A 26788-nucleotide genomic window follows, 5' to 3' on the forward strand; every position below is an offset into this window, starting at 1 on the left:
TTTATAGCTCCTTTTTAATATCTAGTTTATGTACAGCAACTTTTTTGACTTGATGTCCATCAAGTTCTAATACTTTAAATTGAAAACCAGCATATTCAATGGAATAGCCAGCTTCAATATTTAAGTCAACTGCTTGAGAGAGAATCCACCCTCCGATTGTATCTAAATCACTATCATCAATATGTAGGCCAAACATATCATTTACTTCAGAAATAAGTACCTTTCCATCTACAACAGTAAGCTTAGGTGTACGTTTTTCAATCATAGGTGGTTCATCCGCATCGAATTCATCTTGAATTTCTCCAATGATTTCTTCAAGAATATCTTCCATCGTTAAAAGTCCGGCAGTGCCACCATATTCATCCATAACGATTGCCATCTGAACGCGATTTTTTTGAAGGTGGACTAACGTTTTACGAATTGGAACTGTTTCAAATACAGTTAGAACAGGATGTATATAAGATTCAAGTGGTTTATAAATACCTTTCGTTTGATCATGGAATACTTCTTTCGTATTGATCATCCCAATGATATCATCTTTATCTTTTTCAATGATTGGATAGCGTGTATATTTCTCAGTAGCGACGATATCCATATTTTCTTCTAACGTATTTTCAGTAGATAAGCAAATCATTTCGGTACGAGGAACCATAATTTCTTTCGCAACTCGATCATCAAATTCAAAAATGTTATTTACATATTTATATTCGGTTTGGTTTATTTCACCGCTTTTAAAACTTTCACCTAAAATGAGTCGCAATTCCTCTTCAGAATGAGCAAGTTCATTTTCTTTCGCAGGTTCTAATCCGAGTAGTTTTGTGAAAAATATAGCTGCACTATTTAGTAGCCAAATGAATGGATACATAATTTTATCAAATAAAATAAGTGGTCTTGCAAATTTGAGTGTGATTGCTTCTGCTTTTTGAATTGCGAAAGACTTTGGAACTAACTCACCTAATACAACGTGGAAAAATGTAATAACACTAAAAGCAATAACAAAAGATAAAGTGTTAGCCATTGTTCCAGTAATATTAATTTTTTCAAAGAGCGGTCGTAGTATATGCTCCACAGTCGGTTCACCAAGCCAACCAAGCCCTAAAGAAGTGATCGTAATGCCGAGTTGACAAGCTGATAAATAAACATCTAAATTAGATAGGACACTTCTTGCAGCTAAAGCTTGTTTATTACCTTCATTTGCAAGTTGGTCAATTCGACTTTTACGTACTTTTACAACAGCGAATTCTGATGCGACGAAAAAGCCAGAAATAAGAATAAGTACAAATATGAGAAAAATATTTAATATGTCCAAGTGTGTTCTCTATTCCAAGGTTTGGAATAAAGATGTCACCTCCTGCAATTATGTTATACTTTTATAATAAATCCAAATGAAAAGAATAGTCAAAGGAAAAGGGTAAATATTGGTATGTTTCTGTAATAGTTTTTGAATTTGCTGTTATTTTGTCCGCTATACAAAAGGAATAACCCCCTACTTTTAGATTATAGAGGGTAATTTCAAATTAAGGTTTTGGAACACTTCTTGTTAAAGTATATGACTGTTGCTTGGAGTAGTTTGTGGTCCATAGTGTTTGAAGGAAAGAAAGTATGCTATATGGGATATAGAGTAGTAATAAGCCGACTGTAACAATTATAGGTGAATTTCCGCCAAATTGAACGATAAATTGTAACAGTCCACTTGTATGAAAAACGCATTCCATAAAAACGAATGAAAGAATAATGGAACCTAAAATTGATTTATGATTCGAAGTAAGCGCCAAAAATAATGTATCCACAAGAAAAGAATCATGTTTTATTTCATATTCATTTGTGTTTTTCAAGAAAGGAATCCATTTTTTTATTGCTTGCATAACGATAATCATGGAAGTACTACATACGATGATAAAAGATGAGTAGTAAGGAAGGTTTATAAATTGTGCGACGTATAGAAGTAGTAATAAGACTGAACATTGTAATACTACAGTGCAAAAAGAGTAAGGTATCCAATTCAATACAGTAGTAAACTTTTTAAACGAGTTAGGTACTTTGAAAAATAAATGGCCGATACCCAAACTTATGAAAAATCCGATCGCAAGGGTAAAAGTAAAACGAACAATCGATATAAAATATATTTCCCATATGTAAGGGAATAATGGTGTTGAATGATTAGAAGTATGTATCATTTGATTTGCTGAGAAAAAGATAGATTCATGCATCCAATCAACCTTTGGAATTGATATAGAAGAAAGCTGTGCGAAGTTTTGAAAAATGCTAATAAATCCATTTTGATAAGAGTAATTGTGTGTAATAAAAAGAGCTGGAATTGGACTTATGGCAAAAATAACAATAACACCAATTATTAATTTGTATATATGTGAGCGTAATAAGGACATATAACCACCTACTCTTGGAATATTCAGAAAATTCTTATTCTTATTTTAGCCGTTTTTGGAGCAAGTTACAATATATTTTTCTTCATGTATGGGCATATGGATAATTTTAAATTGTATTTAGAAATCTATTTTATGTGTGGAATATAAAGCAGAAACTGGTATGTAACAGTACAAATACAAAAAGCGTGAACAGTTTTGCATTTTCACGCTTTTTGTGTGGAATGAAGAGAATGTAGGGAAATGTTGAAAGGATTAAATAGATTTTTAAAATTGGAAAGTGATACCATAAAATTAAACGATGTTTAACTGATACATTCTAGAGGGGGGAGATAAATTGGGGGGGAATGAAAACGTATCAACGAAAGAAAAGATTTTAAATACAACATTGGAATTAATTAAAAAAGAAGGTTTTGAAAAGGTAACGATAAGAAAAATTGCAGCATTGTCAGATGTAAATATCGCGCTTGTAAATTACCATTTTGGTTCAAAAGAAAAGTTGATTAGTGAGACGATTAGAGTCTTATTAATTAGCTTTCAAGGCACTTTTTCTATTTTAGATAATATTACAGTGCCAGCAAAAGAAAGATTAAAAATATTTTTATTGGATTATGTACTAGTAATTCGGCAATATCCGGAGTTAGTTAGGAAGATTATTGCAATGGGAACTACGGCATTTACATCTCAATACGAATATGGGGATTTTTTGAAGAGGCTAGGTTTTAGTAAAGTGAAGAATATTTTGAGCGAAATAACGAATGAAACGGATCAGGAAATTTTAATGATGATGACAGTACAAATATTTGGATCTATTTTTCTTCCCACATTAATGATGCCAATTCTCGAATCAGGGGCAGATATAAAAGTACCATCTGTAGAAAAACAGATTGATTTCCTATTTGAACGCTATTTTTATAAAAATTGAGATAGTGGGTGATAGAGATGGCTAGTTTCTTTAGAAAGCATTGGTGTGATATAGGATTAGTAGTCGCTATTGTTGTCGTAGTTTGTTTAGTCGCGAATTTGGGAGAAATGAGTGAAATAAAAGTACTGTTATGGTTAAGTTTTGTGGCCATTTTAGTGCATCAATTTGAAGAGTATCGTTGGCCAGGTTATTTTGCTGGTCTATTTAATGTAGTTATATTTAAAAGTGATATACCAGATCGCTATCCATTAAATACGCAATCTGCTATGGTAATAAATATTTTGATTACGTATGTTTTTTATTTACTCCCGGTTTTCTTTCAAAATATAATATGGCTTGGGTTGGCACCTATTTTAATGGGATTTTTTCAATTCATATGGCATGGTATTTTTGCGAATATAAAAGCTAAAACAATATATAATCCGGGATTAGGTGCGGTTGTATTACTACATGTTCCAATTGGTTATGTATATATGAGATATATTCTTTTACACAATCTGGCTACAAATTTGGATTGGTTATTTGGGGTGATCTACTTTCTAATAGCTACCTATTTTTTAATTATAAAAGGAAATATATTAATGAAAAGTAAGGAGACAAATCATTACTTTTCTAAAAAGCAACTAGGTCCGTACAAATGATACATTGAAGTGATTCAGAATTCAGAGGAAGGGTTTTAGATGCTGAAGAAAGTGCAAGTGAAGGATTCATGAATAAATTATGACAAGAAAATGGAAAATTTTCAGAAAAATAAAATAAATTATTTATTTTTTTCTGAAAATATAATATAGTTATGGCACAGAAAGTATTTTAACATAAGGAGGCTTTTTATGAGGATTAAAGGGAATTACGTGCCGAAAAGGGAAGTTTTACTGTGCTCAAGTTCGATTACGATAGGGGAAGCGTTAGAGCATTTAAATAAAACGGGGTATCGTTGTGTACCAGTTTTAGATGAAAAAAAAGAGAAATTTTTAGGGAATATATATAAAGTAGATATTTTAGAATATAAAGGATCGCTTGATGAGAGTGTAATACAATTATTAAACGATAAAGAAGGATTTGTGAGAGAAGATTCATCTTTCTTTAAAGTATTTTTTACAATAAAAAAATTGCCATATTTATCAGTAGTTGACGAAAAAGGGATTTTCCTTGGAATTTTAACGCATAAAAAAGTTTTTGAGTTATTAGAGGATGCATGGGGCGTTCACTCTAGTAAATACTCTGTCATGATTGGAACGCAAGACTATAATGGAGCAATTCAAAAGTTATCGACAGTTTTAAAGAAATACACTGGTATTCAAAGTTTGATGACTTTTGATAATGATGCCTTATTAGTTCGTAGAATTATGTTTACATTAGGAGAAGAGTTTAACGACGGTGAATTAGAGACATTATTGAAAGATTTAGAAGATCACGGATTTAGAGTTGTGTATGTGGAAGAGATGAAAAATCCACGTGAAGTTGAAACGATAGAGTAACATACAAAAGCCATCTAATTATCTTGGATGGCTTTTGTTATGTTACGTGTGTAAAGTTATTTGAAAATAACGATAGGATAATAGGAGAGATTGTAACAATATTTGTGTAAGAGAATAAAAATTGTAGATAATTTCGATTTTCAAAAAAATCAATTTGAAAATATGTTTTTATTTTGCAACTAAATATGTTACTATATGTGTGATAAAAACAAAGAGGTCTGACAACTATACTCCACGTAATAACACTCTAATGATTTGAAAATTCAAAAAAATCAAAATTCGAAAATAACAATTGTATTAATGATTAGAGTAAAAATAAGGGGAATGGAGAAATTATGGAGAAAGACACTGCTTTGTAAGGGGCATATTTTATCATCTTGAGCAGAGAGGAGGATGCATAGCATATTGTAAAATATAGAGATAAACAATGGAAAAGTGCTATGCAAATGAAGAGCATGAAGGGACGTTTAAGGCCAGGTGATACGGTAGCAATTGGTTTAATGCTATTTGCATTATTTTTAGGAGCAGGAAATTTAATTTTTCCGCCAGTTTTAGGTCAACAAGCAGGAGAGAATGTTTGGATTGCTACAATAGGATTCCTTGTAACGGGAGTCGGATTACCCCTACTAGCTGTAACAGCTGTCGCGTTTGTAGAGGGGGACTTGAAAGCGCTGTCTTCTAGAGTCCACCCTATATTTGCGTTTATTTTCCCATTGATTAGTTATTTAGCAATTGGACCATTTTTCGCAATTCCGCGTACTGGAGCTGTTTCGTTTGAAATGGGTATGAAGCCTTTTTTATCAGAGGCAATGGTTTCAGAGTGGTACATGCTATTTCTTTTCACGATAGTTTTCTTCGGAATAACGTGGTATTTATCATTAAATCCATCTAAATTAGTGGATTGGTTCGGAAAGTTTCTTACGCCACTATTGGTATTAATTGTCGCTGTTATTGTCGGAAAGGCAATTATTGATCCAATTGGAGAGCCGGCTGCGCCGTTAGCTGCTTACAAAGAAAATGCTTTCTTTGGTGGATTTATTCAAGGATATTTAACGATGGATGCAATTAGTGCTCTCGTATTTGGAATTGTCGTTGTACAAGTTATTCGCTCTAAAGGGATAAAAGAGAGTAGTCAAATTGCAAAAATAACAGTCGTATCAGGTATTATTGCTGTACTTGGTTTAACGTTAATTTATTTATCACTTGCTTATCTTGGTTCAACAAGTACATCACTTGGTGTCTCAGAAAACGGTGGTCTTATTTTAACGAATGTTGTAAATGAGCTATATGGGACGAGTGGTAAAATTTTATTGGGGCTTGTTATTATACTCGCTTGTTTAACAACTTCTGTTGGGTTAACATCTGCGTGTGCGGGTTTCTTTACAAACTTATTCCCAAAACTTTCACATAAAACGATTGTAACAATGGTATGTGTATTTAGTTTAATTGTATCTAACCTAGGTTTAACACAATTAATCGCCGTAACATTACCTGTGTTAATGATCATTTATCCAGTTGCAATTGTATTAATCGTACTTTCGTATTTCCATAAGTGGATTGGGAAGCGTAATACAATTTATATTGGAGCTATTTTAGGTGCATTGTTAATTAGTTTCTTTAACGGTTTAGAAAGTGCGAACATTAAAATTGACGTGATTTCTAATGTACTACAAATGTTACCGTTATATAACGAAGGAATCGGATGGTTAATTCCATCATGTATTGGCGGGATTCTCGGTTTCTTCCTCTATAAATCAAATGAATCAAGTGAATTACAAAAGAAAGGTGCTTAGGCACCTTTCTTTTTTTGAAGGGGATTTTTATATTTTGTCTAAGTAATAATTGGGAGGAATGATAAAATGGCTAATTTTGAAGATTTTTTAAATTTGGATTTGCGAATTGGAACTGTAATACATGCAGAGGAATTTAAAGAAGCGAGAGTTCCAGCGATTAAACTAGAAATTGATTTTGGAGAAATTGGGATAAAGCAGTCAAGTGCTCAAATTACGAAAAGGTATAGTCCAGAAGGTTTAGTCGGTCAACAAATTGTTGCTGTTGTAAATTTTCCGCCAAAGCGTGTAGCTGGATTTAAATCGGAAGTGCTTGTGCTTGGCGGCGTTCCTGAAGCTGATGATGTTGTGTTGCTTCAGCCTAATATGGAATTGCCAAATGGAACAAAAATTAGCTAGGGTGAAGGCAGGGACTAATATGGATATCGGACGAGAATATTTACAATGTGCGATTTCGAACTTTAAAGCAACAAAGAAGCAAGGGGAACGGGCACTTTCTCAATTATCATACGAACAAATACAATGGTCTTCTCATGAAGAAACAAATAGTATAGCGATTATTATAAAGCATCTGCATGGTAATATGCGTTCTAGATGGACGGATTTTTTAACATCTGATGGTGAAAAAGTTGATCGTGACCGAGATGGTGAATTTGAAGGAGGCTATTCTTCAAAGAAGGAAGCCCTTGCAGCGTGGCAAGAAGGATGGGAATACGTTTTTAATACGATGAATACGATATTGCCGGAACATCTATTGAAGACGGTATACATTCGTGGTGAAGCTCATACGGTCCTGCAAGCAATTGAAAGGCAAATTTCTCATTATGCATTGCATATTGGACAGATTATTTACATCGGTAAAATGTTAAAAGAAAATGAGTGGCTATGTTTAAGCATTCCTAAAGGACAGTCAACTCGTTATGTAGAGAAAAAACGTTCAACATAATAATAAGAAAGAAACCGATAAAAAATGGGGAAAAAGAAAGTCAGCCAAATAATAGATGGTTCTGTAATCATAAGAATACTGCCAAAAATAAGTCCATATATAATAAGAAAGAAATTGAAAAGTGTATTCACAGGGAGAAACCGTGAGATGAACACTTGCTGTCGTTTAAAACAATCACTGTGAAATAAATAAAAGCGGAAGCACCATGTGGCTGTAATAAGATCTTTCTTTCTTACAATTCTTTTTTTGCATGTATGACAGATAAATGGTGGTTGCATTTCATTACGCTCCATTTTTTATTTTCATAATAATGTGAGACAAAAGTAGGTACAAAGTGTATGTTCCTATATACGCTCCTGCAATAAGGAAAAATGGATTCAGTAAAATTCCATGAATGCTTGTCATGAAAACTAAATCTTGTATTAAAACATCGTATATATTAATGGAAATAATTGTACCGATTACATACAGTGCCAAGTACGCAGAAATATGTAGCACAATAGAGACTTTTGGATGCTTAGCGGACAAATAAAAAATGAATGATAGAGCGATTGGTAATATTCCTATTAATAGCTTCAATTCATTTCACCTCATTAACAATATAGCCGAAATTTTAACGGTCTATTCTCTAGGGCTTGTACATAACTTGAAATAGAGAGGTGATAGTATGAATCGGGGCTTTTTTTTTATGAAGTTTACAAGCATGCGTAAGTTAGTTTTATTTGTTATTACTACAGTGCTAGCGACTTTTTTTCTTATTAGTATGATGGTAACCTCTATGAAAGAGACGAAGTCAACGTATTTATATAATTGGTTAAATGAGTTATCGATGAATGGTTACATGTATGTACTTGGAAAAGAGAATCATTATTTTACACAGGAGTATCGAAATTTGAATCAAGATTTTTCAATTTCTTCTTTTCTCTTTTCCATGGCTACAAATATTCGCTTTAATGATGTACGCAGTTTTGTCGGGAAAGAGCTCCCTGGGTTTGGTAAGTACGATACAGAAATTGTTATTGCGGGTGAGGGTACAAATTATTCTAACTTACCGATAGAGTCGAGTGTCCCTCTTGAAGAAGTAGTGAAGGAACGGACTAGTGGAACTGGACAAGCACCTAAACAAGATACGAGTAAAGAGAAAAAACAGCCGTCCCAAACGACCGGGAAAAGACAAGTTGCGTTTATTTATCATACACATAGCTGGGAATCCTATTTACCTTTACTTAACTTAACGAATGACCCGAATCCGAATAAAGCAACGAGTTCTGTATCGAATATTTCTATATTAGGAGACCGTTTCCGTGAACAACTAGAAGGTGAAGGAATTGGCGCCACTAACGATAAGAGTGATGTTGGTCAAAAGTTAATAAGTAAAGGTTTAAACAGTAATAGTTCGTATAAGATGTCACGAGAAATTGTGCAGCAAGCTATGGCTGGAAATAAAGATCTTCAATACTTTTTTGATTTGCATCGTGATAGTGCCCGAAAGAATGTAACGACAAAAACAATTGGAGATAAATCATATGCAAAGCTTGCATTTGTAGTAGGGAAAGGAAATAAAAACTATGAAAAAAACTTACAATTAGCGACAGCTTTACATGAGGCGATTAATAAGAAATATCCAGGAGTGAGTCGTGGGGTCATTCAAAAAGGGTTCCAGACAGGAAATGGAATCTATAATCAAGACCTATCAGGACAAGCGATATTAATAGAAGTTGGCGGTGTAGATAATACAGAGGAAGAATTGAATCGATCAATTGATGCACTTGCTAAAGCATTTGGTGAATATTTTTGGCAGGCAGAAAAAGTGAATGGATAAAGTGAAATTTAAATTGGTGAGAGACCTCACCTGATGAAGATGAGTTCACAGTATTTTTGAAAAAACGTAAGTGTAATGCTTGCGTTTTTTCTTTGTAATGATGAGACGTCACAGAATAGACATAATTTGTCGTTGTTATAGTAATATCGAAATTTGTCAATTTATAGTAGGAGATTTACAAAGGGATTTTCGGGAAAGTAGAGAAAATCTTTTTATAAGGAAAACTTTTTATTATGAAACTGGTAGGGTGATTGAAGTGATTAGGGAAATCGAAATAGAAGATGCAGCATCATTTTTGCAATTAAGTAAGCAATTAGATGAAGAAACGAAGTTTATGTTATATGAACCAGGAGAAAGAAAAACTACAGCTGAGCAACAAGAAAAAATGATCCATCGCTTTATAGAAAATGAATATGCAACAATATTTGTAGCAGTTGAAGATGAGAGGATAGTAGGTTTTATATTAGTGAATGGAAATAACATTCAAAGAAAGAGGCATGTAGCAACCATTGTAATTGGTATTTTGCAAGAGTATAACGGGCGAGGTATTGGGACGAGATTGTTTAAAGAGGTTGAGAAGTGGGCAAAATTACATGATGTATGGCGTTTAGAATTAACAGTAATGGCCCACAATACAAGAGCTCAGGCACTATATAAAAAAGCTGGATTTGAGAAAGAAGGTGTCAAAAAAGCTGCTCTTATTATCGATGGAAAGGGCATCGATGAGTATGAAATGGCCAAATTATTAAAATAAGAGGTCGTTATATGAAAAAAAGATGGGCACTACTTGGTATCATAGCTGCAATAATTATTGTTGGAGTAGCAGGAATCAATTATAAAATGTATAAGGATAAGCAGGCGCGGGAAGTAAGTGTAAATAGCATATTTCCGAAAGCAAAAGAAACGATTGCTAATATGGATGGGGATATTGCGGTAATTAATAATCCGAATTCAATGCTTGTACTTGTGAATAAAAGTAGGCGTTTACCAGATGGGTATAGACCGCCAGATTTAGTTATTCCGAAAGTGCGCTACTCTAGTGAAGGTGATCAAGAAAAGAAAAAGATGAGAAAAGAGGCAGCGAGGGCGCTTGAGGATATGTTTCAGCAGGCTGACAACGAGCGTATTTTCCTGTTTGCAGTTTCTGGATTTAGATCTTTTGATCGACAAAAAGCATTAAATACGATGTATAAAAAACAAGATGGAGAAGCAAAAACAGCAATGTCTAGCGCGGTTCCTGGTACAAGTGAGCATCAAACTGGACTAGCTATGGATATTACGTCTCAATCTGCTAAATTTCAGTTAGAGACGGTTTTTGGGGAAACGAAAGAAGGTCAGTGGCTTTCTGAAAATGCCCATAAATTTGGTTTTGTGATTCGATACACAAAAGCGAAAGAGACGATTACGGGCTATCGGTATGAACCATGGCACGTAAGGTATGTGGGAAATCCACAAGCTACATATTTGTATGATAATCAACTGACGCTTGAAGAAGTAACAGAGTGAACAATTGAGGGGAGAGGCGTACAATGACGATGTTATATAAGAAAAAAGTACATGCATATATTACAAGAGAAAAAGAGGGGGTTATGCAATTACTTGTTTTTAAACATCGTGATATACATGAAGCTGGTATTCAAGTGCCAGGGGGAACGGTTGATGAAGGTGAAACGTTAGAAGCGGCTATATTGCGTGAAGTACAGGAAGAATCCGGATTGCGTCATTTATGCATAGAGCGTTTTTTAGCAGATTACATTATACATATGAAAGAAAAACAGGAATATGAAAAACGCCACTTTTTCCATGTAACTTTACTAACAGATGTAAAGGATACTTGGGAACATATTGTAAGTGCTGGTGAGGAAGATAAAGGATTAGTATTTTGCTACGAATGGATTAATATTGCAAAATGCCCTGAATTAGCTGGGAAACAAGGTGAGTTTTTACATTTGTTAGATGAAGTATACGCACAGTAATGTAAGAGTCTGAAGCGAAGGTTAATCCGTTTCAGACTTTTTTTATTTTTCGGGAAATTAAAGGTGTTTAAATAAGGAAATTGAATTTCTTTAAAGGGATATTAATTTAGGATGTGTTGAGGTGAAAAAATGAAAAAGTAAGGGGTATACGCTAAAAAAGTTCATATAAGGGAGAATATAAATGGAAATTCAGTTTAATCCAATCTTAAAAACGGAACTAACAATTCAAGATATTCAAAATGAAATGGAATCTGGAAAGTTAACTTCAAAAGAGCTAGTGATGTATTATCTCTATAGAATCGCAAAGTATGATCAAGACGGACCGAAAATCAATTCAATTTTAGAAATCAATCCAGATGCTATTTTTATTGCAGAAGCGTTAGATCATGAAAGAAAGACAAAGGGTGTAAGGGGTCCGCTACATGGTATACCTGTTTTGGTTAAGGATAATATTGAAACGAATGACTCCATGCATACAAGTGCAGGTACGATTGCTCTAGAACAAAATATAAGTAGTGAAGATGCATTTCTCGTTACTAAACTGCGAGAAGCAGGGGCCGTGATAATAGGAAAAACGAATATGACAGAATTAGCAAATGCAATGTCTTTTAAAATGTGGGCTGGATATAGTGCAAGAGGTGGTCAAACAATTAATCCATACGGAACGGGTAAGGATGGTATGTTTGTTGGGGGCTCAAGTACAGGCTCTGCGATAGCAGTTGCCGCTAACTTTACAGTAGTATCTATTGGGACAGAAACCGATGCTTCTATTTTGAGCCCCGCTGTTCAAAACTCTGTAGTTGGCATTAAACCGACTGTCGGTCTAATTAGTCGTAGAGGAATTATTCCATTCACTTATTCGCAAGATACAGCTGGACCATTTGCTAGAACAGTAACAGATGCCGCTATTTTACTAGGGAGCTTAACTGGAGTGGATGAGAAAGATGTAGCAACTCGTAAAAGTGAAGGTAGGGCATATCAGGATTATACATCTTACCTTGATGCTAATGGTTTAAATGGAGCGAAAATTGGTGTGTTTAACGACGCACCAAAAGATTATTACGAAAATGGTGAGTATGATGAAAAATTGTTTAAAGAAACGATCCAAGTATTACGTAATGAGGGAGCGGCAGTAGTAGAGAATATTGATATTCATTCTTTTCATAGAGAATGGAGTTGGGGAGTTCCGCTTTATGAACTGAAGCATAGTTTAGATAACTATCTTTCTAAATTACGTTCTATTATTCCGGTACATTCTATTTCGGAGTTAATGGAGTTTAATAAAAACATGGCAGAAAGAGCTTTAAAATATGGACAAACTAAGTTAGAGGGAAGAAAAGATTTTCCTAATACGTTACGAAATCCAGAATATTTAAATGCGAGATTAGAAGATATATATTTTTCTCAAGAACAAGGCATTGATTTTGCATTGGAAAAATATAATCTTGATGCGATACTGTTTCCTTCCTATATAGGTTCTACTATATGTGCGAAAGCGGGTTATCCGTCTATAGCAATACCAGCAGGGTATATGGAAAGCGGGAGACCTTTTGGAATTACGATTGCAAGTACTGCCTTTAGTGAAGGGATATTAATTAAGCTAGCTTACGCTTTTGAACAGGCGACAAAACATAGAAAAATCCCGAACTTGTCATGAACAGAATAAACAAAAAGGACAGGGAATTCCTGTCCTTTTTGCTGTGTTGACTACAGTGATAGATTATTCTACTCTGGTTTATAATATTTTAATAAACTGAAAGATAAACAAGCGGAACATAAAATAAGAATAGAAGCGATTATATAAATTGTACGGACACCGAACATATCAGTAATAATGCCAACGCTAAGCATAGAAAGACCAGAAGTTGTTGAAAGAAGGGCGCCATGTGCTGTATACATTTTTGATAATAAAGAAGGGGCGACACTTGATTGTAAAACTGTCGTTTGAGAAATATCTCTAATTTGATAACATGGTCCCATTAGAACACATAGAAAAAGCGCAATAAATCCGCTGCTCGTCATACCATATAAAAATGTAAGAATGCTAAACATAAGAGAGCCAATCGACATGGATCGTATTAAATTGTTTTGAATATAGGAACTCATTTTCCATGCTAATAGACCACCGATTAACGTACCAACATAATAACTTGTATTAATATATCCCCACCATTCTTCGCTTTTATGAAGAATAGACGTAACATATGCCATTGTAATAGCACCAATCCATATTGTCCCTGCGAAAGTTTCAATTAAGTCCATATATGTAACGGTACGGAGAGAAGGATTTTGAAATAAGAGTTTCCAACCTTCCGATAAAGCAGTACTTTTTGAAGAGGGAGGGTCTGCTATTCGTTCAGTATGTATGGTATGTAATGAAAAGTGTAATGCAATGCATCCAAAAATCATCAACATGTTATTAATCATGAGTGTAGATGTAGCGCCAATGAGAAGAACGATAACACTCGTAAATGAATAAGCGGCGGCTTGCGCAATTTGTGTTGAAAAGGAAAAGATACTATTTACTTTTACTAATTTTTCTTTTGGTGTAAGGCGCGGAAGAATGCTGTATAGTAATGGAGCACTCCATCCACTACATAATGAAATGAAAAAAATAAAAGTTAATAGAGCTATAATATTTGTGGATAAGACCGGAAATAAAATCATTAATAATAGTAAAAAGACTGTTTTTAGCCATTGTAGCGTATATAACAACGTATAAGGTGGAAAACGATTTACTATAAGAGGTGCAGAGATGTTAGCAATTAGATTTGTGATAACTTGTAATAGTGGAAAAAGAGCAGTAATAGTAGCTGATTTAGTTGCTATATAAATATGAGTTGTAATAATCATTACATATACGATGTCAGCAAGAGTAATGCATATTTTGGAACCTAAGTAGTAAGTTAGTGACTGGTTTTTCAATAAGAATACCACCTCTAAAAAATAGTATTTAGTAATTAGAATAATTGTAGTTTAAAAATTAAAATTTTTAAAGAATTTCATTTTTTGTCACTTTTTGAAAGGAATTTTCATGTATAATGAAGAATATATTGATATAGTATTATATTAATAATCATTGTAACAGTGAGTATGTACAATAGCTTGTAGCAAACGCCCAAGTGTAAGAAAGGGCGGATAAACCATTCTTTTCTTCATATACATATAGAAAATGAGAAAGAAAGTGAGGGTTGCATATGGCTGCTTGGGTAATTTGGTTTATAATAGCTGGTATTTTATTTATCGCAGAAATGTTGTCGATTACATTTTACATGCTTTGGCTTGGAATTGGGGCTGTTGTCGGAGGTCTTATTGCTTTGTTTGCTCCTGATGCACTACTGTTACAAGTTACTGTTGGTGCAATTGTAAGTTTAACTTTGACATTCTTTACGAAAAGAATTTCAAAAAACTTTCGAGAAGCAAAAGGTTTTACTGATACAGTAGATATGCTTGTTGGTAAAAAAGGGATTGTTATGCAAGCGATTACAAATGAAGCGAATGGTATTGTAAAGGTGGATGGAGATACTTGGACAGCTATTGCAGATTCTTCAATTGATGCTGGAGAAAAAGTCGTTGTTATAAAGAGGCATAGTACTATATTACAAGTGAAAAAGGAGAGTGAATAAATATGGTAGCATTAACGTTAACGATTATATTCGCACTAATTGTAGTTACATTTATCGCATTAACAATTAAAATTATTCCTCAGCAAAAAGTTGGGGTTGTTGAAAGATTTGGTAAGTTTCAACGTATCATGCACCCTGGGTTAAATATTTTAATACCAATTGTAGATCGTGTCCGTGTATATCATGACTTACGTATTCAACAAACGAATGTACCACCGCAAAAGGTAATTACGAAAGATAATGTTCAAGTAGAAATTGATACAATTATTTTCTATCAAATTGTTGAACCAGAACTTGCGACATATGGTATTTCAAACTATGAATATGGTGTTCGTAATATTACTTCAGCAACGATGCGTCAAATCATCGGTAAAATGGAACTAGATGAAACGTTATCTGGTCGTGAAAAAATTTCAACAGAAATCCGCTTAGCGCTTGATGAAGCAACAGAAAAATGGGGCGTACGTATTGAACGTGTCGAAGTTGTTGATATTAACCCGCCAAAAGATGTGCAAGCATCAATGGAAAAACAAATGAAGGCTGAGCGTAATAAACGTGCGATTATTTTAGAAGCTGAAGCAGCAAAACAAGATAAAGTTCTTCGCGCTGAAGGGGAAAAGCAAAGTAAAATCTTGATGGCTGAAGGGGATAAAGAAGCGCGTATTCGCGAAGCTGAAGGTTTAAAAGAAGCGAAAGAATTAGAAGCGCAAGGGGAAGCAAGAGCAATTGAAGAAATCGCAAAAGCAGAACAAAACCGTATTGAATTGCTTCGTGAAGCGAATATAGATGAACGTATACTTGCTTATAAATCATTTGAATCATTAGAAGAAGTTGCAAAAGGACCAGCAAATAAAGTCTTTATTCCGTCTAATGCAATTGAAACACTTGGTACTCTTGGGGCAATTGGAGAAATATTTAAAGAAAAACAAGCGAAGAAACTACCTTCAAATGATACAGGAAAAGAACAATAAAAGTGAGGAAGAGAAATGGGATACCATTTCTCTTTTTTTGTGCGTATATTCCGAAAAGCTTGTACATATCCATGTATAAAGAAGGTGATGCAGTGAAAAAGTATGCAACTCGAATACATGGGAAGAAACTAATTTCGTTACTCCTTTTATATGCGCTAATAGTAATTATGATAGCGTCGATTCTGACGTCACTTTTACATACAATGAAATCGAATTATGCAAATCAATGGTTTGGAAAAGTATCGATGCAAGGTTTTGTTCAAATGATAGAAAGTGAGAATCGCTATTATGGATTTGATTATTTTAAGCAGAATAAACGAGAGTCAGTTGGGAATTTAATGTTCTCTATTGCGACAGATTTGAAGATTAAAGATTTAAGAACATTTGTCGGTAAAGAAGTACCTGGTATGTCAAAGTATTATTCTAACATTATCGTAGCTGGGGAAGGGACAAACTTGACGAATATCCCAAATGAATCTAGTGTACCGATTGAAGAAGTAACGAAAGAGCGGAAAGTAGCAAAAGATAAAGTTACAGAAGCGGAAAAGAATAATCCGGTTCAGAAAAAGAACGGAGCGAAAAAAGGTGAGAGTGCAGTATATATTTATCATACACATAGCTGGGAATCCTTCTTTCCATTATTACCAGGGGCAACTGATCCATCTAGCCCAGATGTAAATGTGTCCTTACTAGGAAAACGTATGAAGGAACAACTTGAGGGGCAAGGAATTCCAGTAATTCACGATAAAACGAATATGGGTGATTTATTAGCGAGTAAAAAGTGGGTATGGTATCAGTCATATAAAGCGTCTCATGAATATGTAAAAGAAGCATTAGCACAAAATAATAAAATTGCGTTTCCGATTGATATACATCGTGATGACCAGCGTAAGAAAGTAACAACAAAAGTAATTAACGGGAAATCGTATGCAAGATTATATTTTATAATTGGGATGGAAAATGAAAGGCGTGCTGAAAATGAAAAAATTGCAAGAGCAATCAATAGTTATTTAGATGAAAACTACTACGGATTAAGTAGAGGGATTTTTCCAAAGTATAAAAAAGATGGAAATGGCGTTTATAACCAAGATTTATCGAAAAATGCGATGTTAATTGAAGTTGGTGGTGTTGATAATACGTTAGATGAATTATATAACACAATTGATGTGTTAACAGAAGCGTTTAGTAAATATTATTGGAATGATGCGGAAAAAGTGAATGGATGAGGGACGGGAGACCGTTCCTTTTTTATTTTGAAATCTTAAAATGTGATATAATGGAATTTTATGAATGTTAAATAAAGGGAGAGAGAAACATGCAAATACTACTAATACGCCACGGAGAATCAGAAGCTGATATTTTACATGTGCATGAAGGACGAGCTGATTTTGAGTTAACTGAAAAAGGGAGACAACAAGTACAAAAACTTGTACAGAAAGTGAAAAAAGATTTTGCACCAGATTTCATTTGGGCAAGCACATTAAAACGTGCTCGTGAAACGGGTGAAACATTAGCAGAAGTAATTGGTTGTCCAATTCAATTAGAAGAGGAATTAATGGAGTTTAATAATGGAATACAAGCTGGCTTATCATTTGAAGAAGCAAAGAAATATCCAGAACCAAAGTTTCTTCATGACCGTTTTGAAAACGGAGAGTCATTTATTGAGTTTCGAATGAGAATAGAAGGGATTTTTTCTAAAATTGTGACAGAGAATACATATGATCGAATTGCGATTGTTGCCCATGGAGGCGTAATTAATAGTCTATTACGTGCATTTTTCAATATGCCAATTTCAATGGACTACTATTTCAAAATGGGAGATACGGGAATAAGTTTAATTGAAATTGAGGGTGAACAAAAAACGGTGCATTTCATTAATGATACGAATCATTTGGACGGGATGTAAAGACTTATGTACAAAGTTGCATTTTTTGATGTTGACGGTACGCTTTTAAGCGAGATTGATAGAAGTATGCACGAAAGTACAAAAGAAGCGGTACAAAGATTAATAGATAAGGGGATTCACGTAGTTGTTACAACAGGGAGACCATATAGTTTATGCTCACAATTTAAGGGGTTAGGCATAAATACGTATATTTCTGCAAATGGTGCACATATAAAATGTGGGGAAGAAGTTATACATAAATCAGTACTTTCAAGCGAAATCGTTCATGATATTTCAAATTTTGCTGAATTACATGGTCACAGTGTTTCTTACTTTACAGAAGAATTTGCAATGAATGATATTGCCTCCAAAGATGAACGTGTCATACGAGCGTTAAATGAAACTTTAAATTTAGAGCGGTATCCTGACAAAGTTAAAAACTTGTCAGATGAGATGTATTGCATATGTCTGTATGCCGATGAAGCAGAAGCTCAAAAATTCATTGAAAGATATCCAGCACTTACGTTTGACCGTTTTCATGGTTACGTTATAAATGTATTGGAAGATAGTAAAGTATCGAAGCTAACTGCAATTCAAAAAGTATTGGAACATTTAAATATTAGTAAATCAGAAGCCATTGCTTTTGGTGATGGTGGAAATGATATTGAGATGTTGCAGTATGTAGGATTAGGAGTTGCGATGGGAAATGGTGGAGAGGAGTTGAAGAGAAGGGCTGATTTCGTTACAACGAAGGCGAGTGAAGGCGGAATTTCTTATGCCTTAAAGAAGTTACGCATTATTTAAAACTGATAGCTAGTCAGTGTGAAAAATCCTGTTTTAATAATAGGATTTTTTTGTTCAACAATGTGCTTGCAATAAAAGGAAAAATATGAGTATAATGAGAAAGTAATTAGGTAAGCTAATTATTTAACGAGAAAGGAGAGTGAAGATGAATGGATTCAAGAAAAGATTCTCTTCCTTTAGGGATTGAGCCGTACGCAGAGTTAATCAAAAAGACAGCATCAGCGGAAACGGATCCAATCGCAGCAAAACTTGGTTTGTTAATGTTATGGACGTCTGATAATGTTCTTGATGCTGTTGACGTAGATTTAGCTCCACTTGGTATTTCAGAGAGTAAATTAGATTTTTTACTATTGTTTATTTTGCGTGAAATGGAAGCGAATGGGGAAGAAGTGAACATGAGTCCTTCGGATATTGCGAGTCGATTAGGGATTACACGTGCTTCTGTCACTGGCTTATTAGATTGGATGGAGAAACGAGAGTTAATCGTAAGATTCCACCATTCTAAAGATCGAAGAAGATTAAAGGTGAAAATTACTCCGAAAGGAAAAGAACTAGTTACACATTCTTTACCAACTTTTTGGTTATCTTGCGCTTCGTTAGTTGATGGCTTTAATCAAGAAGAGCGTCAAGTTTTAGAAAAGCTATTAAATAAAATGCAAGCAACTATGCAGGTGAAATTAGGAGAAGGTAGGTAAATAAGTTGATTATGAAGATCAACTTATTTATTTGGACATATAATTAGCTTGTCTTATTATATGTTTAACTAACTTTTTGTACGGTGATAATTTTTGCTATGTAATTAAAATAAATAAGAGTTAAAGGAATGCTATTTTAGTGATCTAGAGGTTTTAAACTAATAAAAATAAATGGTAATAAGGGAGAGAGTTTATGATGGAAATAGGAAAGGAAGTAAATAGTGAAAAGAATTATACAATAATGACAGCTGTATTATGTTGGTCGGGTATGGTAGTTATGTCTAGCCTATATGTAACAATACCTTTAATCTCTCTATTTTCAAACATTTTTAATACGTCATTAACACACTCGGCAGCTACAGGAAGTATATTTTCTGTTGGCTTTGCTATAGGGTGTTTGTTATTTGGGGCAATCTCTGATAAATATGGACGAAAAAAAGTGATTTTTATTGGATTGCTTGCACTGTCGATAGTTTCTTTTTGCTTAGGGTTTGTAGATAGTTTATTTTGGCTTGTTATTTTTAGAGGTATACAGGGGATAGCCGCAGCTACATTTTCTCCAGTAGCGTTAGCCTACGTTGTAGAAATGTTCCCAGTAGAAAAAAGGGTTACAACAATAGGGTTTGTTAGTACCGGTTTTTAGTAGCTGGAATTGTAGGGCAGGTAATAAGTACTGCTGTTAGTCAGCATTTTGGATGGCATATGGTTTTCTTTCTTCTTAGCATTGTCTATATAAGTACTGCTATATGGGTTTATTATTCTCTTCCGAAAGGAGAGACGTCTCAATCCTATACTGATATTTTGGGACCAATTAAACAGATGGGTAAAGTTTTTACAAATAAAAGCTTAGTATTAAGCTATATAATTGCATTCGTTTTATTAATGGCTTTTGTTAATATGTATACTGTTTTAGGGAATTATTTGAGCTCTCCTACGTACAATTTAACTGCGGAACAAATCCTTTATTTTCGCTTAGCAGGGCTGTTTGGTATGTTGCTGTCACCACTTGCAGGTCGTTTAACAAAGAGGTTTGAAATAAGGAAAGTTCTTCAAGGAGGATTGTTGATTGCTATTTTTAGTCTAAGTTCAATGGGCTTTGTTTCGTATCTATTTCTACTTGTAATGATGAGTGTCTGTTTTGTAATAGGTATTGCTATATCCGTTCCGTCTTTAGTTTCTCTTGTAGGTCAATTAGGAGGGAAAGCAAGGGGAATAGCGGTATCTATTTATACTTTTATTTTATTTTTAGGTACTAGTATAGGGCCTATCATTTCTATTTATCTTATGAAAATAGGAGGTTATGCTCAAACATTTATTTTATTAGGAATGATACTTTTTATTGGTTTTGTAGCTTCTCTATTTATAATTAATGAATGAGTGGAAAATCACTCAAATAAAGGAATGCGAGGATCTTTCATATGCTCGCATAATAAAATATGAATTTGTCCACGATGATGATAAAAGTGTGCAACGATTTCAAGTAACCATTCAAAGCGCGAATAAGAAATCCCCCAATAGGCAGTCATAACTTCTGCTAATTCTATTTGGGAGTAGGAAAGAAATGTTTTAGAGAGAAGGTTGTATCCTTCAATCATCGTTTGTTGCATGTGAGCAACTGTTACGGGCGTATGTTCTATATAAAAGGTATGTAATTCTTTTTCTGAAATACCATTTAAAATGAGTAAATCAGCATGACAAATAAGAGAAAGATGTGCATACATTTCAAATAATGATCGTTTTGAGTGAATCGGTTGTATTTTTAAATCGTTTTCACTATATTGGTTAAGCATATCAATAGAAGTATCAATAGCAACTTTTAGTTGATGTAATGCAGATTGAACAAACATTGTAATTCTCCTCGTCTCCGTATATAATAGTTTCTTGAGGATATTATATCATACTCAAAATTCCGAAAATTCTAGTAGTTTGACTAGCATAATGAAAAGTATTATATTGTAAAAGGTCATATGAAACGTGAAATAGAATGGAATGCAATTATTGAGTTAGGAGTTAGACCAATGAGTTTGAAATATGGAAGAGATACAATTGTAGAAATTGACTTAAATGCTGTAAAACATAATGTAAACGAATTTAAAAAACATGTAAATGATGAAAAAATTAAGATGATGGCTGCTGTAAAAGCGAATGGGTATGGCCATGGGGCAGTTGAAGTTGCCAAAGCTGCAATTGAAGCAGGAATAAATCAACTTGCAGTTGCATTTGTAGATGAAGCGATAGAATTAAGAGAAGCAGGAATTACTGTGCCGATTTTAATTTTAGGATACACACCAGTTGCGGCTGTAGAAGATGTAATTCAATATGACGTTATGATGACTGTTTATAGAGTAGAAGATTTACATGGTATAAATGAAATTGCAAACCGTCTTCAAAAGAAAGTACAAATTCAAGTGAAAATTGATACAGGAATGAGTCGTATCGGTTTACAAGAAGAAGAGGTTAAACCATTTTTAGAAGAATTAAACCGTATGGAGTATGTAGAGGTAGTAGGGATATTTACGCATTACTCTACGGCAGATGAAATCGATAAATCATATACGAATATGCAAACAAGTTTATTTGAAAAAGCTGTTAATACAGCGAGAGAATTAGGAATTCAAATACCATATATTCATAGTTCAAATAGTGCAGGATCAATGGAATTAAGTAACACATTTCAAAATATGGTACGCGTTGGAATAGGAGTATACGGTATGTATCCGTCAAAAGAAGTGGATCATACAATCGTTTCTTTACAGCCTGCGTTGTCGTTAAAATCAAAAGTAGCTCATATTAAACATGCGAAGAAGAATCGCGGTGTAAGTTATGGGAATACGTATGTAACAACTGGTGAAGAATGGATTGCGACTGTACCAATTGGTTATGCTGATGGTTATAATCGTCAATTATCTAATAAAGGCTATGCGTTAATTAACGGGATTCGAGTACCTGTTATCGGCCGTGTTTGTATGGATCAGTTAATGCTGGATGTTTCAAAAGCGATGCCAGTACAAGTAGGAGACGAAGTAGTATTCTACGGTAAACAAGGTGAAGAAAATATCGCAGTAGAAGAAATAGCGGATATGTTAGGTACAATAAACTATGAAGTTACATGTATGCTAGATAGAAGAATTCCGCGTGTCTATAAAGAAAATGACGAAACAACTGCAGTTGTAAATATATTAAGAAAAAACTGAATCATTTCGATTCAGTTTTTTTATTTTTGGCAAGTGAAAAATGCTCTATTTGTACCGTGGAATTGAATGTTCTTAAAACCTACGGATTCCAATGAAGAAATTATTTCTTCATTGGAATAACAAGCTTCTTCAAAAGAAAAGTCACTTCTTGTCCAATTATTATCTATGTCATGGTGAAATAGTATAAAGTTCATTTCTGCTTTTTTATTTTCATTATTATATGTAGAATCAATCGTACAAACATATTCTTTCTCTGAAATATGAAATGAAGCAATCCAGTTTTTAAGAAATCCTTTTTCCATATTCATATCAAATGCGAATATACCCTCGTTATGTAATACGGAGTAAACTTTCTGAAACACACTTTTTAGTTCATCTAAATTCATAATATGGTTTAAACTATCACCGGCAGAGATGACGTAGTGGAATTGCTCATTTATATTGAAATAGCGAGCGTCATCGACGATAAAGGTTGCATCTGGCGCATTTTTACGTGCATACTCAATCATTTGAGTAGAACCATCTATACCAGTTACTACAAAATTATGATCAAGTAGTTTCCTAGTAAGATGACCAGTCCCGCAACAAAGATCTAAAATATGAGAACGTGGTTGTGCATATTGTAAAACGAGTTGTTCAAAAGCTGGATAGGAGTGTTCAGAAAAATGCCCCCAATGTTTATTATAAATAGATGCGAAAATATCATAATTAGAATAAATAAGTTTTTTAGACATAAATATTCTCCTTGCTATTCATTAAATTATAATAATCATGCTTCATCATAATTTCAAAACCGCATTGTGTATAAAGCTTCAAAGCATTGTTATTCTTTGTTTCAACTTGTAATTCAATTGTTGTAGCACCATTTGTGAAGAGCTTATGTGTCATATAGTTTAAAATAGCTTTACCGTAGCCTTTACCTTGATAGGAAGGGTGGACAGCGAATCCTGATAATATAGTAGAATGATCTTGCTCAGTAACTGTAATCGTTCCTATCATTTTTTTATCGACAAGAGCACTGTAAACTTTATGAGAAGGTGAAGTCATCATTTTTTGTAACCATGTAGCCGTATTTTCTACTGAATCACCAAAAGCTTTACTAGAAATTTCAATAAGATCAAGAAGTGATTCTGAAGTTGCAAGAGTAAGCTGTATATTATTATCTGTTGTTTTTTGAAGTTCGTTTGTCTTGAACTCCATACTATATTCACTATATAAATATGGTAACTTCATATGTTTTACAAATTCATTCCCAGAAATAGAATCCCCATTGATAATAAGAAGAGCTTCATCTGTCTCTCTATTTTGTATTTCTTTCATTGCAGTTTGTAAAAGGATAGTTCCGAAACGTTGTTTTCTAAAATGAGGATGTACAAAGCCTATTAGTTCAAGCTTTGTTGGTCTTTCAAAATCATACATATTTAAAGCGCCAATTAATTGAGTGCTGTTATAAAGAAGAAAATCGTTTATATAATCTTCATTTCGATTTTTTAAAAAGTTGATATGTAAATTTGAAGAGTAATCAAGGTTGTCTTGTTGCCCACAAATATAAGCCAAATCCTTCATTTGCTGTATTTCACTTTCTGTTACAGAACGCTTTTTCCGAATATCCATTGTATAATCCCTCTCATTCGTATTTAAAAATAGGATGGGTGACTTAACCATTTCTTTAATTCCACATTACCTTGCACAGATAACAGTCGGTATAAATAACGATAAGGCTGTCTATATTCTTCTAAGTGAGGAATAGACATAATTGTTTCGTAACCACTTTGAAAGGCATGTGCTTCTTTTTCGGTAAGTACATATTCTAGTCCGATAAAATCAAGCTCTCGCGGAGCAACAGCGTAAGCTTCAGTATCTACTAAACCCGTAATAGTTGTACCGTCAGATAAAAATTGAGTAGGATCCATATCAATTAAGACGAGTGTAGATTCCTTTGGTACGGACAGGGAAGAAAGTTGTGATTCAAAGGTAGGGAATGCATTTTGTATGCTTTCATCATCAGAATAAAACATATTCACAAGCTCTTTACTTACGTTTAAAATATGTGATTGGAATTCATCTAGTGGAACTTGGAACGTGCCTGACGGATTTCCTATGAAATCGGCTTTAAATTTATGTATTTCTGCAAGTCCTTTTCCTAGGCTGAATAAAATAGAATCTGGTTGCTCGATAAAAGATTGAACTGTGTTACCTACTAACTTTTCAACCACCACAAATTCACGGCCATTTAAAACATGTTTTTCTAATATTGTTGGGATAGGAAGATTCGTATGTTCTTGCAACAATGTATGTACCGTTTCTAAATGATGGACGTTCCTTGGATCAATTCCAAATAAATTTTTACATCCCCACCAAAAATCATTATTTGGTTCTTCATTCATTTTAGAAGCACGAACGATAACTTCTGTATCTTCTGTTTGAACGAGAAAAACATCACTTGCATGATCTTCATAACCTGGGTGCAAGGCTTGAACGGATAGAATAGGTGAATTGAATAGTTGTTGTAACATGAAAAGACCTCTTTTTCTGTAAATTTATTATATAACAGGTGATGTGTTATGGGGATAAAGATAAAAAATTGAAATCATAGTTACATTTATAGTGAGAACTTATTAAAAATATTATATTTCTCCATTTTTGTGTGAATTGTCAAAAAAAACAGAGTGATAGTATTTGAATGTAAAGCTCGTATCTTTAAAGCTATGAAGAGTAAAAGTAGAATTAAGCATTCGTTTATAAGATTGTGAATCATAATAATGTAGACTATTGAAAATATTTCTCAATAATAAAATGAAGAGAAAAGCATGAAGAAGTAGAATGCATTCATTTATAATAGATTTAAATTAATTAATATAATTAATTGTTAATTTTATTATATTAAATGGATAGGAGAGAATATTATGGCAAATGTACTCGTAATAAATTTCCCTGGGGAAGGTCATATTAATCCGACTTTAGCTATTGTAAGTGAGTTAATTCAGCGAGGGGAAACAGTTGTTTCTTATTGTATTGAAGATTATAGAAAGAAGGTTGAAGCAACAGGTGCGGAATTCCGAGTGTTTGAGAATTTTCTCTCTCAAATTAATATTATGGAACGAGTAAATGAAGGTGGGAGCCCTTTGACGATGCTATCTCATATGATTGAAGCATCAGAGCGTATTGTTACTCAAATTGTAGAGGAAACAAAAGAGGAAAAATACGATTATTTAATATATGATAATCATTTTCCAGTAGGACGTATTATAGCGAATATTTTACAATTACCAAGCGTTTCATCTTGTACAACGTTTGCTGTTAATCAGTACATTAATTTTCATGATGGGCAAGAATCGAGACAAGTAGATGAAATGAATCCATTATATCAATCTTGTTTAGCGGGAATGGAAAGATGGAATAAGCAGTATGGAATGAAATGTAATAGTATGTATGATATTATGAACCATCCTGGTGATATTACGATTGTATATACTTCAAAAGAATATCAGCCGCGTTCAGATGTATTTGATGAATCGTATAAATTTGTAGGTCCATCAATTGCTACTCGAAAAGAAGTGGGGAGTTTTCCTACTGAAGATTTAAAAAATGAAAAAGTAATTTTCATTTCTATGGGAACAGTTTTTAATGAGCAACCTGCTCTGTATGAAAAGTGTTTTGAAGCGTTTAAAGATGTAGATGCGACAGTCGTATTAGTCGTTGGTAAGAAGATAAATATAAGTCAATTTGAAAATATCCCGAAAAACTTTAAGTTGTATAATTATGTCCCGCAATTAGAAGTTTTACAGCATGCTGATGTATTCGTGACACATGGTGGTATGAATAGTTCGAGTGAAGCGTTATATTACGGTGTTCCATTAGTTGTAATTCCGGTAACAGGAGATCAGCCATTCGTTGCAAAACGATTGACTGAAGTAGGGGCAGGCATAAGACTTAATCGTAACGAGTTAACTTCTGAATTGTTATGTGAGACTGTAAAGAAAGTAATGGATGATGTGACGTTTAAGGAAAATAGTCGTAAAGTGGGAGAGTCGCTTAGAAATGCTGGTGGATATCAAAGGGCAGTTGAGGAAATACTTGAATTAAAAATGAAGCCGTACGTAAAGATTAAATAGATGTTAAAAACACACTTACTTTTAATTGGTAAGTGTGTTTCTAGTATTACGCGCTAAATGTGTTACATAAAAATAGCGATAAAGGTGAAACTTTTGTGTATATAAACTGATATCTTTGTCTTAGCAGAAAAATTACGTTAAAATAATACTAAGAAAATATATAAGCTTTGGGGGTAA

The 26788-nt window shown here is 33.7% G+C and carries 28 protein-coding genes and 1 pseudogene; 20 read left to right on the top strand and 9 right to left on the bottom strand.

Annotation, left to right across the window (positions count from 1 at the left end; genetic code table 11):
* Nucleotide 1: 1 nt before the first annotated feature.
* The gene (locus tag AC0ONG_RS08590) at nucleotides 2-1309 is read right to left on the bottom strand and encodes a hemolysin family protein (protein ID WP_000353734.1); all 1308 of its coding nucleotides are present in this window, start codon (nucleotides 1307-1309) and stop codon (nucleotides 2-4) included.
* 208 nt (nucleotides 1310-1517) lie between these two features.
* Complete coding sequence (locus tag AC0ONG_RS08595) at nucleotides 1518-2387, bottom strand: hypothetical protein (protein ID WP_000055307.1); 870 nt, start codon at nucleotides 2385-2387, stop codon at nucleotides 1518-1520.
* 334 nt (nucleotides 2388-2721) lie between these two features.
* On the opposite strand from AC0ONG_RS08595, the gene AC0ONG_RS08600 reads away from it, so the two are divergent.
* From AC0ONG_RS08600 to AC0ONG_RS08625, 6 genes are all read left to right on the top strand, one after another.
* Complete coding sequence (locus tag AC0ONG_RS08600; RefSeq protein ID WP_306692067.1) at nucleotides 2722-3309, top strand: TetR/AcrR family transcriptional regulator; 588 nt, start codon at nucleotides 2722-2724, stop codon at nucleotides 3307-3309.
* A gap of 17 nt (nucleotides 3310-3326) precedes the next feature.
* A complete protein-coding gene (locus AC0ONG_RS08605; protein WP_153599244.1) occupies nucleotides 3327-3950 on the top strand; it encodes an HXXEE domain-containing protein in 624 nt (207 codons plus the stop codon).
* Nucleotides 3951-4139: 189 nt separating this feature from the next.
* On the top strand, nucleotides 4140-4787 hold the full coding sequence (gene cbpA, locus AC0ONG_RS08610) for a cyclic di-AMP binding protein CbpA (protein WP_001220522.1): 648 nt from the start codon (nucleotides 4140-4142) through the stop codon (nucleotides 4785-4787).
* 455 nt (nucleotides 4788-5242) lie between these two features.
* Nucleotides 5243-6580: a branched-chain amino acid transport system II carrier protein BrnQ4 gene (gene brnQ4, locus AC0ONG_RS08615; RefSeq protein ID WP_396135568.1), complete on the top strand. Its 1338-nt coding sequence runs from the start codon at nucleotides 5243-5245 to the stop codon at nucleotides 6578-6580.
* Between the two features lie 66 nt (nucleotides 6581-6646).
* Nucleotides 6647-6976: a chaperone CsaA gene (csaA, locus tag AC0ONG_RS08620; protein ID WP_001263021.1), complete on the top strand. Its 330-nt coding sequence runs from the start codon at nucleotides 6647-6649 to the stop codon at nucleotides 6974-6976.
* Nucleotides 6957-7523, top strand: a complete 567-nt coding sequence (locus AC0ONG_RS08625) for a DUF1572 domain-containing protein (protein ID WP_016077827.1) — start codon at nucleotides 6957-6959, stop codon at nucleotides 7521-7523. Before csaA ends, AC0ONG_RS08625 begins: the two co-directional genes overlap by 20 nt.
* Here the strand turns inward: AC0ONG_RS08625 and AC0ONG_RS08630 are convergent.
* Both AC0ONG_RS08630 and AC0ONG_RS08635 read right to left on the bottom strand, forming a co-directional pair.
* On the bottom strand, nucleotides 7496-7801 hold the full coding sequence (locus AC0ONG_RS08630; protein ID WP_136996445.1) for a permease: 306 nt from the start codon (nucleotides 7799-7801) through the stop codon (nucleotides 7496-7498). The two genes, AC0ONG_RS08625 and AC0ONG_RS08630, sit on opposite strands and share 28 nt — an antisense overlap.
* A gap of 4 nt (nucleotides 7802-7805) precedes the next feature.
* Nucleotides 7806-8102 (bottom strand): hypothetical protein, encoded by a 297-nt coding sequence (locus AC0ONG_RS08635; RefSeq protein WP_086398527.1) that lies wholly within the window; start codon nucleotides 8100-8102, stop codon nucleotides 7806-7808.
* Between the two features lie 88 nt (nucleotides 8103-8190).
* On the opposite strand from AC0ONG_RS08635, the gene spoIIP (AC0ONG_RS08640) reads away from it, so the two are divergent.
* The 5 genes from spoIIP (AC0ONG_RS08640) to AC0ONG_RS08660 all read left to right on the top strand — a co-directional run bounded on the left by spoIIP (AC0ONG_RS08640) (nucleotide 8191) and on the right by AC0ONG_RS08660 (nucleotide 12978).
* Nucleotides 8191-9345, top strand: a complete 1155-nt coding sequence (gene spoIIP / locus AC0ONG_RS08640; protein WP_001079284.1) for a stage II sporulation protein P — start codon at nucleotides 8191-8193, stop codon at nucleotides 9343-9345.
* 256 nt (nucleotides 9346-9601) lie between these two features.
* Nucleotides 9602-10099: a GNAT family N-acetyltransferase gene (locus AC0ONG_RS08645; RefSeq protein WP_000617571.1), complete on the top strand. Its 498-nt coding sequence runs from the start codon at nucleotides 9602-9604 to the stop codon at nucleotides 10097-10099.
* Between the two features lie 11 nt (nucleotides 10100-10110).
* A complete protein-coding gene (locus tag AC0ONG_RS08650; protein WP_000747643.1) occupies nucleotides 10111-10851 on the top strand; it encodes a M15 family metallopeptidase in 741 nt (246 codons plus the stop codon).
* 23 nt (nucleotides 10852-10874) lie between these two features.
* Nucleotides 10875-11321, top strand: a complete 447-nt coding sequence (locus AC0ONG_RS08655; RefSeq protein WP_000178282.1) for an NUDIX hydrolase — start codon at nucleotides 10875-10877, stop codon at nucleotides 11319-11321.
* A 181-nt stretch (nucleotides 11322-11502) separates the two neighbouring features.
* Nucleotides 11503-12978 carry an amidase family protein gene (locus AC0ONG_RS08660; protein ID WP_000405403.1) on the top strand — a complete coding sequence of 492 codons (1476 nt, stop codon included), beginning with the start codon at nucleotides 11503-11505 and terminating at the stop codon, nucleotides 12976-12978.
* 68 nt (nucleotides 12979-13046) lie between these two features.
* On the opposite strand, the gene AC0ONG_RS08665 is transcribed toward AC0ONG_RS08660, so the two are convergent.
* Entirely contained in the window at nucleotides 13047-14246 is a 1200-nt protein-coding gene (locus tag AC0ONG_RS08665; RefSeq protein WP_000795939.1) for an MFS transporter, read from the bottom strand.
* Nucleotides 14247-14518: 272 nt separating this feature from the next.
* Here AC0ONG_RS08665 and AC0ONG_RS08670 point away from each other — a divergent pair, with 272 nt between their 5' ends.
* From AC0ONG_RS08670 to AC0ONG_RS08700, 7 genes and pseudogenes are all read left to right on the top strand, one after another.
* The gene (locus tag AC0ONG_RS08670; protein ID WP_000741974.1) at nucleotides 14519-14947 is read left to right on the top strand and encodes an NfeD family protein; all 429 of its coding nucleotides are present in this window, start codon (nucleotides 14519-14521) and stop codon (nucleotides 14945-14947) included.
* Between the two features lie 2 nt (nucleotides 14948-14949).
* Nucleotides 14950-15918 (top strand): SPFH domain-containing protein, encoded by a 969-nt coding sequence (locus AC0ONG_RS08675; RefSeq protein ID WP_000226256.1) that lies wholly within the window; start codon nucleotides 14950-14952, stop codon nucleotides 15916-15918.
* Between the two features lie 20 nt (nucleotides 15919-15938).
* Complete coding sequence (gene spoIIP, locus AC0ONG_RS08680) at nucleotides 15939-17144, top strand: stage II sporulation protein P (RefSeq protein ID WP_374058747.1); 1206 nt, start codon at nucleotides 15939-15941, stop codon at nucleotides 17142-17144.
* Nucleotides 17145-17233: 89 nt separating this feature from the next.
* Entirely contained in the window at nucleotides 17234-17824 is a 591-nt protein-coding gene (locus AC0ONG_RS08685; RefSeq protein ID WP_001166447.1) for a histidine phosphatase family protein, read from the top strand.
* 6 nt (nucleotides 17825-17830) lie between these two features.
* The gene (locus tag AC0ONG_RS08690) at nucleotides 17831-18607 is read left to right on the top strand and encodes a Cof-type HAD-IIB family hydrolase (RefSeq protein WP_000278724.1); all 777 of its coding nucleotides are present in this window, start codon (nucleotides 17831-17833) and stop codon (nucleotides 18605-18607) included.
* Nucleotides 18608-18756: 149 nt separating this feature from the next.
* Nucleotides 18757-19302, top strand: a complete 546-nt coding sequence (locus AC0ONG_RS08695) for a MarR family winged helix-turn-helix transcriptional regulator (protein ID WP_000378334.1) — start codon at nucleotides 18757-18759, stop codon at nucleotides 19300-19302.
* Nucleotides 19303-19498: 196 nt separating this feature from the next.
* A pseudogene (locus tag AC0ONG_RS08700) lies at nucleotides 19499-20679 on the top strand (MFS transporter).
* A gap of 8 nt (nucleotides 20680-20687) precedes the next feature.
* On the opposite strand, the gene AC0ONG_RS08705 reads toward AC0ONG_RS08700, so the two are convergent.
* Nucleotides 20688-21149 carry a DinB family protein gene (locus AC0ONG_RS08705; RefSeq protein ID WP_000497993.1) on the bottom strand — a complete coding sequence of 154 codons (462 nt, stop codon included), beginning with the start codon at nucleotides 21147-21149 and terminating at the stop codon, nucleotides 20688-20690.
* 171 nt (nucleotides 21150-21320) lie between these two features.
* Between AC0ONG_RS08705 and alr the strand changes: the two genes are divergently transcribed.
* Entirely contained in the window at nucleotides 21321-22496 is a 1176-nt protein-coding gene (gene alr, locus AC0ONG_RS08710) for an alanine racemase (RefSeq protein ID WP_014895227.1), read from the top strand.
* 20 nt (nucleotides 22497-22516) lie between these two features.
* On the opposite strand, the gene AC0ONG_RS08715 is transcribed toward alr, so the two are convergent.
* From AC0ONG_RS08715 to AC0ONG_RS08725, 3 genes are read right to left on the bottom strand one after another with little or no spacing between them, the layout of a single operon-like run.
* Nucleotides 22517-23230, bottom strand: a complete 714-nt coding sequence (locus tag AC0ONG_RS08715; RefSeq protein ID WP_000038499.1) for a class I SAM-dependent methyltransferase — start codon at nucleotides 23228-23230, stop codon at nucleotides 22517-22519.
* Nucleotides 23223-24110 (bottom strand): GNAT family N-acetyltransferase, encoded by an 888-nt coding sequence (locus tag AC0ONG_RS08720; protein ID WP_000354635.1) that lies wholly within the window; start codon nucleotides 24108-24110, stop codon nucleotides 23223-23225. Before AC0ONG_RS08720 ends, AC0ONG_RS08715 begins: the two co-directional genes overlap by 8 nt.
* A 23-nt stretch (nucleotides 24111-24133) precedes the next feature.
* Nucleotides 24134-25012 carry a protein kinase family protein gene (locus AC0ONG_RS08725; protein WP_000941370.1) on the bottom strand — a complete coding sequence of 293 codons (879 nt, stop codon included), beginning with the start codon at nucleotides 25010-25012 and terminating at the stop codon, nucleotides 24134-24136.
* A 390-nt stretch (nucleotides 25013-25402) separates the two neighbouring features.
* Between AC0ONG_RS08725 and AC0ONG_RS08730 the strand changes: the two genes are divergently transcribed.
* On the top strand, nucleotides 25403-26611 hold the full coding sequence (locus AC0ONG_RS08730; protein WP_000024469.1) for a macrolide family glycosyltransferase: 1209 nt from the start codon (nucleotides 25403-25405) through the stop codon (nucleotides 26609-26611).
* Nucleotides 26612-26788: the final 177 nt, after the last annotated feature.

It is taken from the genome of Bacillus sp. TCT6, assembly GCF_056033845.1.

Excerpts from the sequence above, each read along its gene's own strand:
- AC0ONG_RS08660 (WP_000405403.1), top strand. The coding sequence starts at position 11,503 with ATGGAAATTCAGTTTAATCCAATCTTAAAAACGGAACTAACAATTCAA.
- AC0ONG_RS08715 (WP_000038499.1), bottom strand. The coding sequence starts at position 23,230 with ATGTCTAAAAAACTTATTTATTCTAATTATGATATTTTCGCATCTATT.
- AC0ONG_RS08690 (WP_000278724.1), top strand. The coding sequence starts at position 17,831 with ATGTACAAAGTTGCATTTTTTGATGTTGACGGTACGCTTTTAAGCGAG.
- AC0ONG_RS08630 (WP_136996445.1), bottom strand. The coding sequence starts at position 7,801 with ATGCAACCACCATTTATCTGTCATACATGCAAAAAAAGAATTGTAAGA.
- csaA (WP_001263021.1), top strand. The coding sequence starts at position 6,647 with ATGGCTAATTTTGAAGATTTTTTAAATTTGGATTTGCGAATTGGAACT.
- AC0ONG_RS08695 (WP_000378334.1), top strand. The coding sequence starts at position 18,757 with ATGGATTCAAGAAAAGATTCTCTTCCTTTAGGGATTGAGCCGTACGCA.
- AC0ONG_RS08725 (WP_000941370.1), bottom strand. The coding sequence starts at position 25,012 with ATGTTACAACAACTATTCAATTCACCTATTCTATCCGTTCAAGCCTTG.
- AC0ONG_RS08685 (WP_001166447.1), top strand. The coding sequence starts at position 17,234 with ATGCAAATACTACTAATACGCCACGGAGAATCAGAAGCTGATATTTTA.
- alr (WP_014895227.1), top strand. The coding sequence starts at position 21,321 with ATGAGTTTGAAATATGGAAGAGATACAATTGTAGAAATTGACTTAAAT.
- AC0ONG_RS08720 (WP_000354635.1), bottom strand. The coding sequence starts at position 24,110 with ATGGATATTCGGAAAAAGCGTTCTGTAACAGAAAGTGAAATACAGCAA.
- brnQ4 (WP_396135568.1), top strand. The coding sequence starts at position 5,243 with ATGAAGGGACGTTTAAGGCCAGGTGATACGGTAGCAATTGGTTTAATG.
- AC0ONG_RS08675 (WP_000226256.1), top strand. The coding sequence starts at position 14,950 with ATGGTAGCATTAACGTTAACGATTATATTCGCACTAATTGTAGTTACA.
- AC0ONG_RS08670 (WP_000741974.1), top strand. The coding sequence starts at position 14,519 with ATGGCTGCTTGGGTAATTTGGTTTATAATAGCTGGTATTTTATTTATC.
- AC0ONG_RS08705 (WP_000497993.1), bottom strand. The coding sequence starts at position 21,149 with ATGTTTGTTCAATCTGCATTACATCAACTAAAAGTTGCTATTGATACT.
- AC0ONG_RS08595 (WP_000055307.1), bottom strand. The coding sequence starts at position 2,387 with ATGTCCTTATTACGCTCACATATATACAAATTAATAATTGGTGTTATT.
- spoIIP (WP_001079284.1), top strand. The coding sequence starts at position 8,191 with ATGAATCGGGGCTTTTTTTTTATGAAGTTTACAAGCATGCGTAAGTTA.
- cbpA (WP_001220522.1), top strand. The coding sequence starts at position 4,140 with ATGAGGATTAAAGGGAATTACGTGCCGAAAAGGGAAGTTTTACTGTGC.
- AC0ONG_RS08605 (WP_153599244.1), top strand. The coding sequence starts at position 3,327 with ATGGCTAGTTTCTTTAGAAAGCATTGGTGTGATATAGGATTAGTAGTC.
- AC0ONG_RS08625 (WP_016077827.1), top strand. The coding sequence starts at position 6,957 with ATGGAACAAAAATTAGCTAGGGTGAAGGCAGGGACTAATATGGATATC.
- AC0ONG_RS08730 (WP_000024469.1), top strand. The coding sequence starts at position 25,403 with ATGGCAAATGTACTCGTAATAAATTTCCCTGGGGAAGGTCATATTAAT.
- AC0ONG_RS08650 (WP_000747643.1), top strand. The coding sequence starts at position 10,111 with ATGAAAAAAAGATGGGCACTACTTGGTATCATAGCTGCAATAATTATT.
- AC0ONG_RS08655 (WP_000178282.1), top strand. The coding sequence starts at position 10,875 with ATGACGATGTTATATAAGAAAAAAGTACATGCATATATTACAAGAGAA.